This window comes from Ruficoccus amylovorans (assembly GCF_014230085.1).
Lineage (GTDB): Bacteria > Verrucomicrobiota > Verrucomicrobiia > Opitutales > Cerasicoccaceae > Ruficoccus > Ruficoccus amylovorans.
This window is the reverse complement of record NZ_JACHVB010000035.1, coordinates 470,065-484,713: the sequence shown is the minus strand read 5'-3', so window position 1 is coordinate 484,713 and position 14,649 is coordinate 470,065. Positions and strand designations below refer to the sequence as shown.

At 62.3% G+C, this 14,649-nt stretch carries 12 protein-coding genes; 5 read left to right on the top strand and 7 right to left on the bottom strand.

The window, feature by feature from the left end:
- Window positions 1–14: 14 nt before the first annotated feature.
- Window positions 15–746, bottom strand: a complete 732-nt coding sequence (gene hisA / locus H5P28_RS13575) for a 1-(5-phosphoribosyl)-5-[(5-phosphoribosylamino)methylideneamino]imidazole-4-carboxamide isomerase (protein ID WP_185676248.1) — start codon at window positions 744–746, stop codon at window positions 15–17.
- Window positions 747–845: 99 nt separating this feature from the next.
- Here hisA and H5P28_RS13570 point away from each other — a divergent pair, with 99 nt between their 5' ends.
- Window positions 846–1,919: a M42 family metallopeptidase gene (locus tag H5P28_RS13570; RefSeq protein ID WP_185676247.1), complete on the top strand. Its 1,074-nt coding sequence runs from the start codon at window positions 846–848 to the stop codon at window positions 1,917–1,919.
- 176 nt (window positions 1,920–2,095) lie between these two features.
- Here H5P28_RS13570 and H5P28_RS13565 read toward each other — a convergent pair whose 3' ends face one another.
- The 5 genes from H5P28_RS13565 to H5P28_RS13545 form a co-directional block, all read right to left on the bottom strand.
- Entirely contained in the window at window positions 2,096–2,674 is a 579-nt protein-coding gene (locus H5P28_RS13565; RefSeq protein WP_185676246.1) for a penicillin-binding protein activator LpoB, read from the bottom strand.
- Between the two features lie 195 nt (window positions 2,675–2,869).
- A complete protein-coding gene (locus tag H5P28_RS13560; RefSeq protein WP_185676245.1) occupies window positions 2,870–3,331 on the bottom strand; it encodes a YcfL family putative periplasmic lipoprotein in 462 nt (153 codons plus the stop codon).
- Window positions 3,328–4,839 carry a COG3014 family protein gene (locus H5P28_RS13555; protein ID WP_185676244.1) on the bottom strand — a complete coding sequence of 504 codons (1,512 nt, stop codon included), beginning with the start codon at window positions 4,837–4,839 and terminating at the stop codon, window positions 3,328–3,330. Before H5P28_RS13555 ends, H5P28_RS13560 begins: the two co-directional genes overlap by 4 nt.
- 22 nt (window positions 4,840–4,861) lie before the next feature.
- Entirely contained in the window at window positions 4,862–5,263 is a 402-nt protein-coding gene (locus tag H5P28_RS13550) for a protease inhibitor I42 family protein (protein ID WP_185676243.1), read from the bottom strand.
- A 255-nt stretch (window positions 5,264–5,518) separates the two neighbouring features.
- On the bottom strand, window positions 5,519–6,295 hold the full coding sequence (locus H5P28_RS13545) for an alpha/beta fold hydrolase (protein ID WP_185676242.1): 777 nt from the start codon (window positions 6,293–6,295) through the stop codon (window positions 5,519–5,521).
- 181 nt (window positions 6,296–6,476) lie between these two features.
- Between H5P28_RS13545 and H5P28_RS13540 the strand changes: the two genes are divergently transcribed.
- From H5P28_RS13540 to carB, 4 genes are all read left to right on the top strand, one after another.
- Window positions 6,477–7,163: a PEP-CTERM sorting domain-containing protein gene (locus tag H5P28_RS13540; protein ID WP_185676241.1), complete on the top strand. Its 687-nt coding sequence runs from the start codon at window positions 6,477–6,479 to the stop codon at window positions 7,161–7,163.
- Between the two features lie 136 nt (window positions 7,164–7,299).
- Entirely contained in the window at window positions 7,300–8,343 is a 1,044-nt protein-coding gene (locus tag H5P28_RS13535; protein ID WP_185676240.1) for an aldose epimerase family protein, read from the top strand.
- A gap of 182 nt (window positions 8,344–8,525) precedes the next feature.
- Window positions 8,526–9,095 carry a hypothetical protein gene (locus tag H5P28_RS13530; RefSeq protein ID WP_185676239.1) on the top strand — a complete coding sequence of 190 codons (570 nt, stop codon included), beginning with the start codon at window positions 8,526–8,528 and terminating at the stop codon, window positions 9,093–9,095.
- A gap of 106 nt (window positions 9,096–9,201) precedes the next feature.
- Window positions 9,202–12,432, top strand: a complete 3,231-nt coding sequence (carB, locus tag H5P28_RS13525; protein ID WP_185676238.1) for a carbamoyl-phosphate synthase large subunit — start codon at window positions 9,202–9,204, stop codon at window positions 12,430–12,432.
- Window positions 12,433–12,796: 364 nt separating this feature from the next.
- Here the strand turns inward: carB and H5P28_RS13520 are convergent, their stop codons facing one another.
- On the bottom strand, window positions 12,797–14,548 hold the full coding sequence (locus H5P28_RS13520) for an SMP-30/gluconolactonase/LRE family protein (protein WP_185676237.1): 1,752 nt from the start codon (window positions 14,546–14,548) through the stop codon (window positions 12,797–12,799).
- Window positions 14,549–14,649: the final 101 nt, after the last annotated feature.

Below are 14,649 nucleotides of genomic sequence, written 5' to 3'. Positions count from 1 at the left end.
GGTCAACCCCCGGCTCAGGCGCGGGCGGCCACGTCGAGGGCTTCCTTGACCGTGAATTTCTTTTCGTAAAGGGCCTTGCCCACGATGACGCCGTCGAGGTTGTCGAACTTCCGGGCCATCTCGGAGTAAACCACGAGGTCGTGCAGGTCGCTGACCCCGCCCGAGGCGATGATCTGGATCGGCACGGCGCTGAGCATTTCCTCCTGCCCCTCGAAGTTCGGGCCGACCATCATCCCGTCGGTGCTGATGTCGGTGTAAATGATGCGCTGAACCCCGGCCTCGGCCAGCTTGCAGGCGAAGCTGATCGCGGGCATATCCGTCACCTCGACCCAGCCGCGCACGGCCACCTTGCCCTCACGGGCGTCGATACCGATGGCGAGTTGTTCGGGCCAGCGGCGGACCAGTTCCTCGACAAAGGCGTGGTCCTTGCAGGCGCGGGTGCCGACCACGATCCGGCTCACCCCGGCGGCCAGTAGCGCCTCGGCGTCGGCCAGTTCGCGAATGCCCCCGCCGAACTCGACCTTCAGGCCCAGGGCGGCGATGCCCTCGACCACGGCGAGATTGGAGGGCTTGCCGTCGAAGGCCCCGTCGAGGTCCACCACGTGTACCCATTCCGAGCCGGCGGCCTTGAAGAGGCGGGCCGGTTCGAGCGGGTCGTTAAAGTATTCGGTTTCCTGGTCGGCGAGGCCCTGCGTCAGCCGGACACAGGCGCCGTGTTTGATGTCGATTGCGGGATAGATCCTCATAGTCTTGCCGGGTAGAGAGATACAGATATAGGGACATCGCCCGCCTTGCCCATCAAAAAACTTTTGCGAACGGCGGCTTTTTAGACATTTTACCTCTCTATGGCCAAAAAACAAACCATCGTCCCACCTTTTCTCCAAGCCCTGCTCGACGCCCGCTCCCCCACCGGTGCAGAGAACGAGGCCCAAGACGTGCTCGAAAAGTACCTCAAGCCCGCCGCCGACAAGTACGAGAAGGACCGCATGGGCAACCGCCTGGCCACCCTCAACCCCAAGGGCAACCCCACCCTCATGCTCGCCGGGCACATGGACGAACTCGGTTTCATCATCCGCTATGTCGATGACAAGGGCTTCATCTACTTCGACGTGCTCGGCGGCCATGACCGCGTGATGATCCCCGGCCGCCGCGTGGTCGTGCTGACCAAGGGCGGCGAAGTCACCGGCGTCACCGGCAAGCGCGCCATTCACCTGATGAGTCCCGAGGACCGCAAGAAAGTCCCCGAAATCCACCAGATGTGGATCGACATCGGCGCGAAAAGCCGCGACGAGGCTCTGGAGCGTGTCTCCATCGGCGACCCCGTCGTTTACCAGCACAACTTTGAACTGATCCACGGCACCATTGGCGCTTCGCGGGCCTTTGACAACAAGAGCGGCTGCTACGTCGTCAGCGAAACCCTGCGCCGCCTGGCCGAGCAGAAAAAGAAGCTCAGCGCCAAGGTCGTCAGCGTGGCCACCACCCAGGAGGAGATCGGCACGCGCGGAGCCGTCACCTCCAGCTACGCGATCAAGCCGGACATCGGCATCGCCGTGGACGTGGGCCACGCCACCGACCACCCGGACTGCGACCCCAAGCAGCACGGCCTGCAAAAGCTCGGCGGCGGCCCGATCATCGGACGCGGGCCGAACATCAACCCCTTCGTCTTCGAGCGGCTGGTCAAGTGCGCTGAAAAGGAAAATATCCCCCACCAGATCGAGTGCGAACCGCGCCCGACCGGCACCGACGCCCGCGCCATCCAGATGGCCGGCGAGGGTGTGGCCGCCGCCGTGGTCTCGATCCCGCTGCGCTACATGCACACGCCCAGCGAAGTCGTGGACCTGGCCGACGTGGAGAACACGGTCAAGCTCATCACGGCCTTCGCCCTGAGCCTGAAAAAAGGCGAACGCGGCATCTGGTGATTCTGCCCGGTTCACCTGTTTGGATAGATAGGAGATTTAACAGGAAGGCCGGAAAGGACATGAAGAAGAGCCGTAATTAACCGGCCCTTTAACCACTCTAAAACCAAAACGCCGGGCACAATCGCCCGGCGTTTTTTTGCTGCGGAAAAGAGAACCCCGCAGAGGGTGCTGGCGTTTTACCAGCCGACGCTGGAACGTCCGCCCTGCTTGGTGATCTCGACCTGGTCTTCCCAGACGGCGAGGCCGGTCGGAATTTCGGTCAGGGAGAGCTGGAAGACGTACGTCACCTGCTTGGTGTTACCGGCGCGGGCGTTGATCTCGAGGATCTTGCCCGAGAGGCTGAAGAAAGGCGTGGGCGAAGCCTGCCCGCGCACGGCGGCGGCGAGCGGGTCTTCGGGCGAGGCAAGCACGTCGATGGTGGTCGTGGTCATGGCCTTGCCCGAGCGGTTGAGCGCGACGCGGATGCGCTTGGTCAACAGGTCGGTGTCCACGTGCGTGCGGGTGTCGTTGATGATCCGGCTCACGGCCAGCACCGCCGGTTGCGAGGGCGCGCGCTCCAGCACACCGGAGGTGAGCATCGAGTTGATCATCTGGTCGGCGGCGTTGGACCAGTCCTGGATATTGATCTCGTCCACCGAGACAATCGTGCGCGGCCCGGCGGAATCCACGTACTTGGCGTCACCGCCGGAGTTGCAGCCGGAGAAGCCCAGCGCAGCGGCCAGAGCGATAGAGAGAGTGGTCAGCGTTTGTTTCATCAGGTGTCGGAAGAGTTTTTATGAAACGATAGCGTTTCGGATAATTTGTGCCGCCATCATGGTTACGCGGTCAAATGGCTGATTGTTAATTGTTGGAGAGTGAATTCAGGAAACAACAATTAGCCATTTAACCATTTAGCCATTATGCACGACAAAGATGGTTACGATTTTGTTTAAGCCGCTAGATAGAAAGAATCACTTGCCGGGGGCGCGGGCCTTGGGGTTGCTGGAGCCGCTGCTGTCCTGCGGCCCCATCGAGTCGAGCAGTTCGAGCCGGAAGTCCGCCGCGTTCGGGCTGGGCGAGACGCCGGAGACATAGACCGTTTCGCGGCCTTCGACCTGGCTTGTACGCCACGGCGGGGCTGCGGTCGTGACCTGCATCCCGTCCTTGTCGAACCACTGAAAACGGTACAGAAAGCGGTGGTAACTGTTGGTCTTGTTCTTCAGCTCGACCTGGATTTTCAGCAGGTTGCCGCTGACGGTGCTCTGGATGACATCTTCGACCGAAACGATATCGGCCAGGCTCGGGTCGGTGGTGACTTTCTTCGTCGCCACGTAGTCGGGCGTCATTTCCGGGTTGGCCCGTTCGACGGTGTTGATGGTATCGCAGCCCGCCAGGGTGAGCGCGAGCAGAGGCAGGATAAGGAATTTTTTCATAGAGAGAGGGCTCCCTGGTCCGGCATCGGGTAATCGCTTTCTTTCATCACGAACTGCTGTACAGACACCGAGGCGCCGGGAGAGTTACTTTTAATGTAAATGACATTAACCTGTCCGTCCAAAAGGTCAACGGTAAGGCGCTGCGCCCCGCGCAGCCGGATCTCGACCTGGCGGCTTTCCGGGGTGTGGAAACGGCAGTAGGAAAACTCCTTGGGCAGCGTCACCCAGGTACGCAGGTCCGCGTGGTTGGTCGAGGCCGCGTAGATGGAGGTCCCGATCATGGCGATCAGGTTGACGGTGCTGTTGTCCTTGGTCGCCTCATAGACGCCGTACTGGAGCGCGGCCTTGACCCCGGCGGAGATCAGCGTCCGGGTGACGGCCACGGGGAGGTAGTTCTGGAAATCCTGCGCCACGACAGAATCCATGTCGCAGACGGTCATGGTCTCATAGCTGCTGCCCCCGGCGTGGGCAGTCAGGCTGGGCACATAGTAGTCGTTGAACCTGAGTTGCGGGAAGGCCACCCCGACGTAAGGCACCTGCTTGGTGACCAGAAAGAGCGGGATGTTAATCATGTGCTCAGTGCGGGACGGAGCCATGCCGGTCTCGAAAATAACATAGGTCAAGTGGGGCATGGGCTGGCCGTTGAGCCGGTCGTTGAGCGTCGCGAGGTCTTGGCTGATGTACCGATTGTTCGGGAGCATCCCGCTAACCCGCTGGAAAGCCATGCGCGAACGTTCCAGGTCGGACGGGCTGGCCGCGTTGCACATGAAGTAGAGCCCTTCGAGAAAAACCGTGAACGGGTTCACGTAGTCGGCGTAAACGCTGTAGCGGTTGAGGTAACTGTAGGCCGAACTGAGCTGGCGCTGGAACGAGGGGTCGTCGAGGGCGCGGTGGACGTTGTAACCGTCCTCGCCGGGGGAACCAGCCTTGGCGGAGGCGACATCGGCGTTTTCCTCGGCCTCGGCGATGGCAGCGGCATTGGCCGCCACGGCCTCGCGCTGGCGGTCGAGGGCACGGTTCAGCTCGACACGGGCGGCCTCGTAATCCCCCAGCGAGAGGTAGTTGAGCGCCTTGTAGGTGTTGAGCATGATGCGGTCGTAAGCCGTCCCCTCGTAGGGCAGAAAGGTCAGATTGGTCAATGTCGCCAGCGTCTGCTCGCTCACGCGGAAGGACGCCTGCGAGTCGTAGTAGTTGACCCGCGCCTCGGCCTGCGCAAAGGCGGTGTTGCTCTGGTTAAACTCCGAACCCGCGCGGTAGGCCGCGCCCTCCTCCAGCCGCCAAAGCAAAGCGTCGGTGCCGGTCGGGTCGTCATCGGCCTGGCTGCGGGCCTCGGCGGCGGCGGTCACGTCGTCCCCGGCGATCCAGGCCTGCTGGAGCGCCCGCGTCTCGTCCTGATAGCTGGCGCAACCACCCAGAAACACCCCCAGCCCGAGCAACACCCACACGGACGCCGATTGCGCGCCGCGAAGACCGCGCCCGGAAATGTTACCCTCCCCGCTTTTCATCATGCCTGACGAACGACCAGCCCCTTTATTCGGTGACGTTGACCGTGATTTCAAAAACTTCGGTCGGCGGGGTGTCCTTCTCCCAGGCGCGGGCGTATTCGAGCCGCAGCTTGGTCTCACCAGCCTTGGCCGCCTTAAACGTCCAGGTGGCGATGCCGGGCGCGCCCACGATCGCCGTCGTACCGGCCGAGAACGTCTGCGACTGCGCCCCGCCGGGCATGGTCAGCACGGGCTTGTAGGAATCGTCGAGTTGCCAGGAATAGCCGGTGGACGGATTTGACGGCAGGGAGACCGAGAAGGTGTCGCCTACCCGCATCTGGAACGTCTCGCCATTGCTGGCCATGCCGAGCGTCTGCCCGTCGGAAAGTGAACCCGAGCCGCCGGAAGATTCGCCACACTGGCAACCGGCAAAGACAAGAGCGATCATGGTGAGAGCAAAGAGAGGGAACGATCGAATCATGATGCCCCAATCATGGTCACCGACGGCCTGACAGCAAGTCGAAAGCCCGGGTTGCACCCGGTGGCAATGAGGGGGCTTCGCCCCGTGCGTGGCCGCACTGGACACTGAGGCGTCTGGCTGGACCAGCTAGCCCCTACGGAGCCAAAAAGGCCGCTACCCGGGGGCTTGGCTGTTTTGGGAGGGACGAGGGATATTTATTATACAAGCCAATCGGTGCGACAGCTATTTCCCCGAGGCAGGGTTGGGCGGGAAATACGTTTTCAAAAACGCGCTCACTGCTGTCCAGTAGCCGTCGTGGTTGGGGTTGTCGGCCCAGAGGGCGCGCGAACCGTGTTCGTCGCCGCTCGTCTCCGGGACATAGCTGACCTTGTGGTCCGAGTAGATCTCATGAAAAATCAACTGCCATAGCCGCGCCTCCCGACGGGACGAGGCGATAAAGACCGGCACTTCCAGCTTGCGGCTGCTGTCGGCAATCCAGTTGCTGGGTTTCTCCAGAGAGACAAAGTACTCGCCCGGCGAAAACGCCACCACCCCCTGCACGAGCCGGGAACGGTCCGCCGCCAGTTTCAGCGCCAGCGAGGCTGAGTAGGAACTTCCCCACAGGATAACGGAACCGCGGGCGTAGTGATCGCGGACGTAAAAGACCGCGTCCAGAATGTCCGTTGTCGTGTCGAGGTAGGTCGGCGTCTGTTGAGCGTCCACGGCCCGCCGGGCAGTTTCATTGAGGACGTTGTTCACGCCACTGCCGCTGCGCAGGTCCACCGCCATGCAGTTGTAGCCCATTGCGACCAGCTTTGGGGCGATTTCGCGATATTCCCCCCGGCTGTAACCGGCCTGGTGAAGCAGGATGATGAACGGTGTCTCCGGGTTATCCTTGTCTGCCCAATACAGGTCGGCGGTGATGTCGATGCCGTCAAAGGCGTCGAACGTCACCGTCTCAAACGCCGCCAACCTCAACGAAGCAGTCAGCAAGACACAGATGGACAGAAACGATTTCACCTAAAAAACAGAGCTTCTACAACGTAGCGACAGCCGGCGCAAGAGCGGACGCACCCTCAACCTTGCTGCGAACCAAAACCAACACAGGACTTATGGCCCTATCCTCCTACAAGGCTCATCCACCTTAAATACAGAATCCTATTGACAAAACGTTACCATTTCGAGCCGATAAGCACCGATTATGCATGCTACCAAAATCACTAATACGACAGCTACTATCGCCGCCTTCCTGGCTTTCAGCGTCGCGGCCTCGGGGGCCATCTATACGACGACGCTCTCCGGGGTGACGACTAACAACACTGGCGGCGCAGCGCCAAACTTCAATGCGCAGTTCCCGGTCGGCTCGGCCTGGTCGGCAACCCTGCAGTGGGACACAGAGGCGAGCCCCCTTTTCTCGGGTGCCACCCAGGCGCAGTTCCGCTTGCTGGAGTTTGAATTGACCCTCTACGGGGAGACGGAAAATTTCACCACCTCAGCGCTGACAGACAAGGCGTCCTTCGGCGTCACCAACGGGTCGATCACCGGCGGCGATTACCACAGCATCCAGTTCACCACGGAGTATGGCACGGAAAACCTCACCGACGACACGATCTACGAATACACCCTGCTGAGCCTCAACATCACGCTGGAACCTGTGTACTTCAACGGCGCGGCCAGCTTGACCACTCCGCCCTCCGAGCTGGACCTCTCCCTCTATGACCTCGAAAACAGCCAGACGGGTCTCAAAATTTACACGACAGACATGGGCTGGTCGAACACCCCCTTGCGCGGGAACATCAACCCGGTCCCCGAGCCATCCACCTACGCGCTGATGGGCGGGGTCGCCATGCTCGGCTTGGCCGCCCTGCGCCGCCGCAAGGCCAAGTAAGACGCCACCGCGCGCCTTATCCGCTTTTTGCAGCCGGTTGTCCCTTGAGGGGGCGACCGGCTTTTTTGTTAAAGACGAAAAGGCTCCGGCAAGTCAGGCTTGTCGTCCGTCCCGGCAGGCTCCACACTGGCCGCCTATGTCGATCACCCGCGAAGATTATGGCCAGTTGCCCGACGGCCGCACCGCCGAGCTTTTCACCCTCACCAATGCTCAAGGCATGGTGCTGCGCGTCACCAACTACGGGGGCCTCCTGCTCTCGCTCGAAGTGCCGGACCGCGACGGTAAAAAGGCCGACGTCCTCCTGGGCAAAAAAGACCTGAACGGCTACCTCGCCGGGCATCCCTTCTTCGGGGCCATCACCGGGCGCGTGGCCGGGCGCATCACGGGGGCGAAGTTCACCCTCGACGGCACGGAGTATCAACTGGACAAAACCGACGGCGACAACTGCCTGCACGGCGGCCGTGACGGCTACGACAAGCAGCTCTGGGAACCGACCGCGCTGGAGGAAGAAGGCGCGTCGGTGCTGAAGCTTCGCTACATCGACCCCGCCGGGCACAACGGCTTTCCGGGGACGGTTGACTGCACCGTCACGTACCGGCTGACCGACGCGGGGGAGCTCGTCATCGACTACGCTTTCCTCACGGACAAGGCCACCCCGCTGGCCGTGACCAACCACGCCTACTTCAACCTCCGCGGCGAGGGCAACGGCGACGTCCTCGGGCACGAAATCCAGATCCTGGCCGACACCTACGCGGTGGCCAACGATACCATGACCCTGACCGGCGAAGTCCGCTCTGTTGAAGGCCAGGCCAACGACCTGCGCCAGCCCGTCATCCTCGGTGAACGCATTGCGGGCATCCACCTGCACCACGGCGACAACTACTTTTTCCAGAGCGGGCGCACCGCCGAACCGCGTCTGGTGGCCCGCGTGCGAGAGCCCGAAAGCGGCCGTGTGATGGAGTGCCTCACGACCGAGCCCGGCGTGCAGTTCTACAGCAGCGCCATGATGGAAGACACCGAGACCGGCAAGCACGGCAACTACTTCAAGCACGCCGGTCTCTGCCTGGAAACGCAGGGCTGCCCCGAAGGCGTCAACCAGCCCGACACCCTCGGCGACATCATCCTGCGTCCCGGCACCGCGTTCACCTCGCGCACGATCTATCGCTTCAGCGCCGAGTAAGGCGCGGGTTTCCGCCGGAGACGACGGGGCCGTTCCGCTTCCCGCAGGACGCCCCCGTCTCCGCGCCGCCGCCATATCAACACCCGCGAGCCACCCATCAACCAGCCGCCCGCCGTCACCACGCCGCATCCGAGAGCCTCGTCACCGGATTGACCGCCGACCGCCTGTTTCCTTATTGAGGTATGACAACGCCCTCCGCTCACGACAACGCCGCTCTCACCCGGAACACTCCCGGCCAGGCGACGTCTGACCACGCCGATTCCGGAGCGCCCTTGCCCCACCCGGCCATTCCCGACATCCCGCGCCGCCCCCCGGCCCTGCACTGGCTGTTTGTCCCGGCGACGTTTACCTGCTACGGCTACGTGTGGGCGTTTCTCATCATGCGCGACGTGAACCGACTCGGCGGCGAACGCCCGATCCCGGTCCGGGGGCTGATCGCGCTCTTTTGCCCGCTGTACCTGCTTTACCTCGGCGCGCTGGGGCTCGGGATTTTCTGGGTGCGACAGTCCACCGAAAGCAGGATCGATCTGCTTCCCGGCTGGCTCCTGCCCACCGGGCTGGTCCTCGGGCTCCTCAGCCTGGCCACGGTTTGCTACGGGCTGGTCCGTGCCGCCCGCCAGCTCCACGCTCTCGGGCTCAAAAGCGCCCCCGGCGCCACCCTGACCGTGACCACGACGATTCTCTACATGCTCTCGCTCCCGCTGCTGCAAGATCGTCTCAACAAAATCTCAAAAAGCCTGAGCGAGGGCTGAAAAAGTAAGCTAACGGCCCGGCGAACGGCTTCGGATAAAGAGTTTCCATGAAAAAGCTTTTCATCCGCCGGAATTCTGCAAGGGTACCCGGTTAAACATTTCCCAGATGCCCAAGCGTACCGATATTGACACCATTCTCATCATCGGGTCCGGCCCCATCGTCATTGGCCAGGCCTGCGAATTCGATTATTCCGGCACCCAGGCCTGCAAGGCCCTGCGCGAGGAAGGCTACCGCGTCGTCCTCGTCAACTCCAACCCGGCCACGATCATGACCGACCCGGAGTTCGCCGATGTGACCTACATCGAGCCGCTCACCCCGGAGATTCTGGAAAAGATCATCGCCCGCGAAAAGCCGCAGGCGCTCCTGCCCACCCTCGGGGGGCAGACCGGTCTGAACCTCTCCCTCAAGCTGGCCGAATTGGGCATCCTGGACAAGTACAACGTCGAGCTGATCGGGGCCAAAAAGGACGCCATCGAGCGCGGCGAAGACCGCGAAAAGTTCCGCCAGATCATGATCGAGATCGGGCTGGACATCCCCGACAGCCACACCGCCCACAACATGGACGAGGCCCGCTCGGCGGCGGAAAAGATCGGCAAGTACCCGCTCATCATCCGCCCCAGCTACACCCTCGGCGGCACCGGCGGCGGCATCGCCTACAACAAGGAAGAATTTGAAGACATCGTGGCCTTCGGGCTCGACGCCTCCCCCGTGACCGAGGTCCTCGTCGAAGAGTGCCTGCTGGGCTGGAAGGAGTACGAGATGGAGGTCATGCGCGACCACAAGGACCAGTGCGTCGTCATCTGCTCGATTGAAAACCTCGACCCGATGGGCGTCCACACCGGCGACTCCATCACGGTGGCCCCGGCCATGACGCTGACCGACAAGGAGTACCAGCTCATGCGGGACGCCTCCTTCGCGGTCATCCGCGCCATCGGCGTGGAAACCGGCGGCTCGAACATCCAGTTCGCCACCGACCCGAAGACGGGCCGCATGGTCGTGATCGAGATGAACCCCCGCGTCTCGCGCTCCTCAGCGCTCGCCTCGAAGGCCACGGGCTTCCCCATCGCCAAGATCGCGGCCAAGCTCGCCGTCGGCTACGCGCTCGACGAGCTGCGCAACGACATCACCCGCGAAACCCCGGCCTCCTTCGAGCCGACCATCGACTACGTGGTCACGAAGATCCCCCGATTCACCTTTGAAAAATTCTCCGGCGCGGACAAGACCCTCACCTCTTCCATGAAGAGCGTGGGCGAGGCCATGGCCATCGGGCGCACCTTTAAGGAGTCCCTGCAAAAAGCCCTCCGTTCCCTCGAAATCGGGGCCCGCGGCCTCGGCGGCGGCGGCAAGTTCGGCGACACCGAAATGACCGACCCCGAGCTGATCCGCGCCGGGCTCGCCCACCCCACGTCCGAGCGCCTCTTTTACGTCCGCTACGCCTTCCTCAATGGCATGCCGCTGGAGGAAGTCGAACGCTACACCAAGATCGACCCGTGGTTCCTGCACCAGATCAAGGGTATCGTGGACCTGGAAATGCTCCTGCGCAAAACCGGCCTCAACGCGCTCACGCCCGAGTTGCTGCGCGAGGCCAAGGAAGCCGGTTTCACCGACAAGCAACTGGCGGAAATCCTCGGCACGAAGATTCGCAACATCAAGAAGATGCGCGACGAAAACGGCATCAACACCGTTTACCGTCTGGTCGATACCTGCGCGGCGGAGTTCGAAGCCTTTACCCCGTACTACTACTCCAGCTACGGCGACGAAAACGAAATCACACCCTCGGACAAGCGGAAGATCATGATCCTCGGGGGCGGCCCCAACCGCATCGGCCAGGGGATCGAGTTCGACTACTGCTGCGTGCACGCCTCCTTCGCCCTGCGCGAGGACGGCTATGAGACCGTCATGGTCAACTCCAACCCCGAGACCGTCTCCACCGACTACGACACCTCGGACCGCCTTTACTTCGAGCCGCTGACCCTGGAAGACGTGCTCGAAATCTACAAGCAGGAGAAATGCGAGGGCGCGATCGTGCAGTTCGGCGGACAGACCCCGCTCAACCTCGCCACCGAGTTGAAGAACAACGGCGTCAACATCATCGGCACTTCGCCGGACATGATCGACGCCGCCGAGGACCGCAAGCTTTTCAAGGACATCCTCAACCGTATCGGCCTCAAGCAGCCGATCAACGCCATCGCCCACACCGCCGAACAGGCTTACGAACTGGCCGGGCAGATCGGCTTCCCCATCCTGCTGCGCCCGAGCTTCGTGCTGGGCGGACGGGGTATGTTCATCGTTTACGGCATCGACGAGCTCAAGCAGGTCGTCCGCAACGCCTTCGACGCCGCCCCCGGCAAGCCTGTCCTGCTGGACAAGTTCCTCGAAGACGCCATCGAGCTGGATGTGGACGCGATCAGCGACGGCGAGACCACCGTGGTCGGCGGCATGCTCGAGCACATCGAGTTCGCCGGGGTCCACAGTGGCGACGCCGCCATGGTCCTTCCCCCGCACACGCTGGAGCCGGGCATCCTCGACACCGTCCGCCAGGCCACCTACGCGCTGGCCAAGGAGCTGGAAGTCGTCGGCCTGATGAACGTCCAATACGCAATCAAGGACGGCGAACTTTACGTGCTGGAAGTCAACCCCCGCGCCTCGCGCACGGTGCCTTTCGTCTCAAAGGCTATCGGAGTGCCGCTGGCCAAACTCGCCTCCCTCGTGATGGCGGGCAAGAAGCTGGCCGACCTGGGCTTTACCAAGGAAATCACGCCGCACTACTGGGCGGTCAAGGAGTCCGTCTTCCCCTTCGCCCGCTTCCCGGGCGCGCCGATCACCCTCTCGCCGGAAATGCGCAGCACGGGTGAAGTCATGGGCCTGGACTACGACCTGGGCATCGCCATGGCCAAGGCCCAGATGGCCGCGCAGCCGCCGCTGCCGCTGGAGGGTAATGTTTTCATGTCGGTCAAGGACGCTGACAAGCCCCGCGCCGTCAACATCGCCCGCGAACTGGTCAAGCTCGGCTACAAGCTCTTCTCCACCGCCGGGACGGCCGACACACTGGAGGAAAACAACGTGCCCGTGCAGCGCCTGTTCAAGCTCAGCGAAGGCGCCCGCCCGAACGTGCTCGACATGCTCAAGAATGACGAGGTGGACCTGATTATCAACACCCCCTCCGGGCAAATCCCGCGCGCAGACGAAAACGTCATTCGCTCCGAAGCCGCCATGCGCCGGGTCTGTATCATGACCACCATCACCGGTGCCGAAGCCGCCCTCGAAGGTATCAAGGCCCTGATGACTCGCCCGCTGGAAGTTCGCGCGATTCAAGAATACTCGCGCGAACTCTGATCACGGCCTCCGCCGCCAGAGCAATCCGTTTTCCCCAAAAACGTCCGGCCCGCGCCGGACGTTTTTTTATGCAGCGCGTTCAGCCAATAACAAGACGGGGAAAGATTGCCCGCGAAGCCACGCGAAGGAGCGCGAAGATATTGTAGGACGCCGAAGAAATAATTTTGGGCACAGAGCACACTGAGAAGCACGGAGCACACTGAGAGAGGGCTTTTTTTGTGGCTTTGCCTCTTTGTGGTTAATTAAAGCAGGCCATACCAGGTACGGCTTTCTGAGCTTCCCGGCCTTCCTGTTAAACTCCCATTCCTCTTCGCGTCCCTTCGCGTGGCTTCGCGGGCAATGCCCTCTTGCCATATCAACGGTATCAACCGGCGCGGGCTTCGATCTTGACCGCCGGGCGGAAGGGGGCGGCGCCGGAGTTCTTGGCCGGACGCGAATACAGGTGTCCGTCGACCCCGAGGACGTAAAGCGTTTTGAAATCGCGCCCGCCGAAGCAGAGTGACACCGCTGCTACCCCATCGGGCAGCGGAACAATCGCCCCGCTGCGGCCGTTGGCATCGCAGATCTGGACGCCGAGATCCGTCGCGACATAGACGTAGCCGAATTTGGAAGTCTCGGCGGCGGCATCGCGCACCTCGGCGCTGTCGTCGGCGTCGGCCTTGTGCAGGACATAGAAAGTCTGCTTGTACTCAAGCTTCCCGTCGGGCTGAAGCGCGTAGCTGAAGCCCCGTGTCGTGTCCGCCTCGAAAGCCGCCAGCCAGTTGCCGTCCCCGGTGATGGCGAGCCCGCCAATGTTCACCGGCCCCTCATCGACCACCTGCGGCTCATGTCCCGCCCGCAGCAGCCAGAGCTTGCCCGAAGCGGCGGCGTACACATCCCCCGAACGCGACTCGACCAGCGCCTGCACAGGAAGGTCACGCGCGAGGATTTCGCGCACAGTTTTCCCGTCCGGGCTCACCCGCTCCACCGTGCCGTCGCCCTGCGTGCGCAGCCAGGATGTCTTGTCACTGTCCACCGTGCGAAAAACGCCATCCCCCATCTTTGCGAGGGACTTACCGTTCTCATCGCAGCGGACGATCCCCTGCGGCGTGGAGACAAAAATGTTCCCCACCTCGTCGGCGCGGACCAGGGTGGCCCCTGGAAAATCCCCCGGCAACTGAGTCCAGCGCACGTTCGGCCAGAGGGTCTGCTTGAGCAGGTGATTGCGGGATTTCATGCCCGGCTGAACCGGCTGGGGCCAGTCTTTCCACAAGTAACGCATCGCCCTCGGAAAAAGCGCCGTGCCGTGGGACGGGGAGTGCTTGCCCTCGCCGAATTCGTACTCGAAATCATAGTCCGCGAATGCCAGGGCACGCACCATCGCGTTGTTCGCGCTCCACCAGTCCCCGAAAGCGGTCCACATGTCGTTGGTGCCGCTCTGGAGGAACAGTCGCAGTGGCTTGGGCTCGGTCTTGTGAATCAGCGTCGGGTAGGCGTAGGAGCCGCGCAGACCGGTGTAGGAACCGATGGCGCTGAAAACCCGCGAGAACTCCTCCGGTCTGGCCCAGGCGGCGTTAAAGGCGGCGGCGGCCCCGCTGCTTCCCCCGCCGATCATGCGGTCGTTGCCGCTGGACGAGAGCCGGATGGGGCGTCCGTCGGACGTCGTCTGTTTCTCCACCGCAGGCAGGACCTCCTCCAGGATAAAAGTCGCGTAGCGGTCGCCGGGGCTGTCGTATTCGAAAGTGCGGTTATGACGCCAGCCCGGCTCGATAGTGCCCGGAATTTTACCTGGCGGAACGATCACACCGATGGTGACAGGCATCTCGCCGGTGCTGATGAGATTGTCAAAAACCGTGTCGAAGTTGAACTGAAGCTTGTCCTGAAAAACCGCCACGCAAGCCGGGGTCTGGCCGTCATAAGCCCGGGGGACATACACTCCGATCATGCGCTGCGTCCCCGGAAAGACCTCGGAGTCGTTCAGCTCGAAGTCAATGCTCTCCCCGGCCACCACGCCCGGCGCGCGTTCCGTGCTTTCAGGCGGGGGCGGGAAATCCGCCGGCTGTCCCTGTACCGAGAGGCACGCAATAAAAAGAGCGAGAGTCGAAAGGTAGCGATTAACAACGGTTTTGCTGGTCATAGCGGGCAATGCATTCAGAGCCCGGGTCAATCAAACTCCGGGCATACAAATAAAGGGAAAACGTTGTGTAAGGATAGCGCCTGTGCTCGCCGGATCCAAGT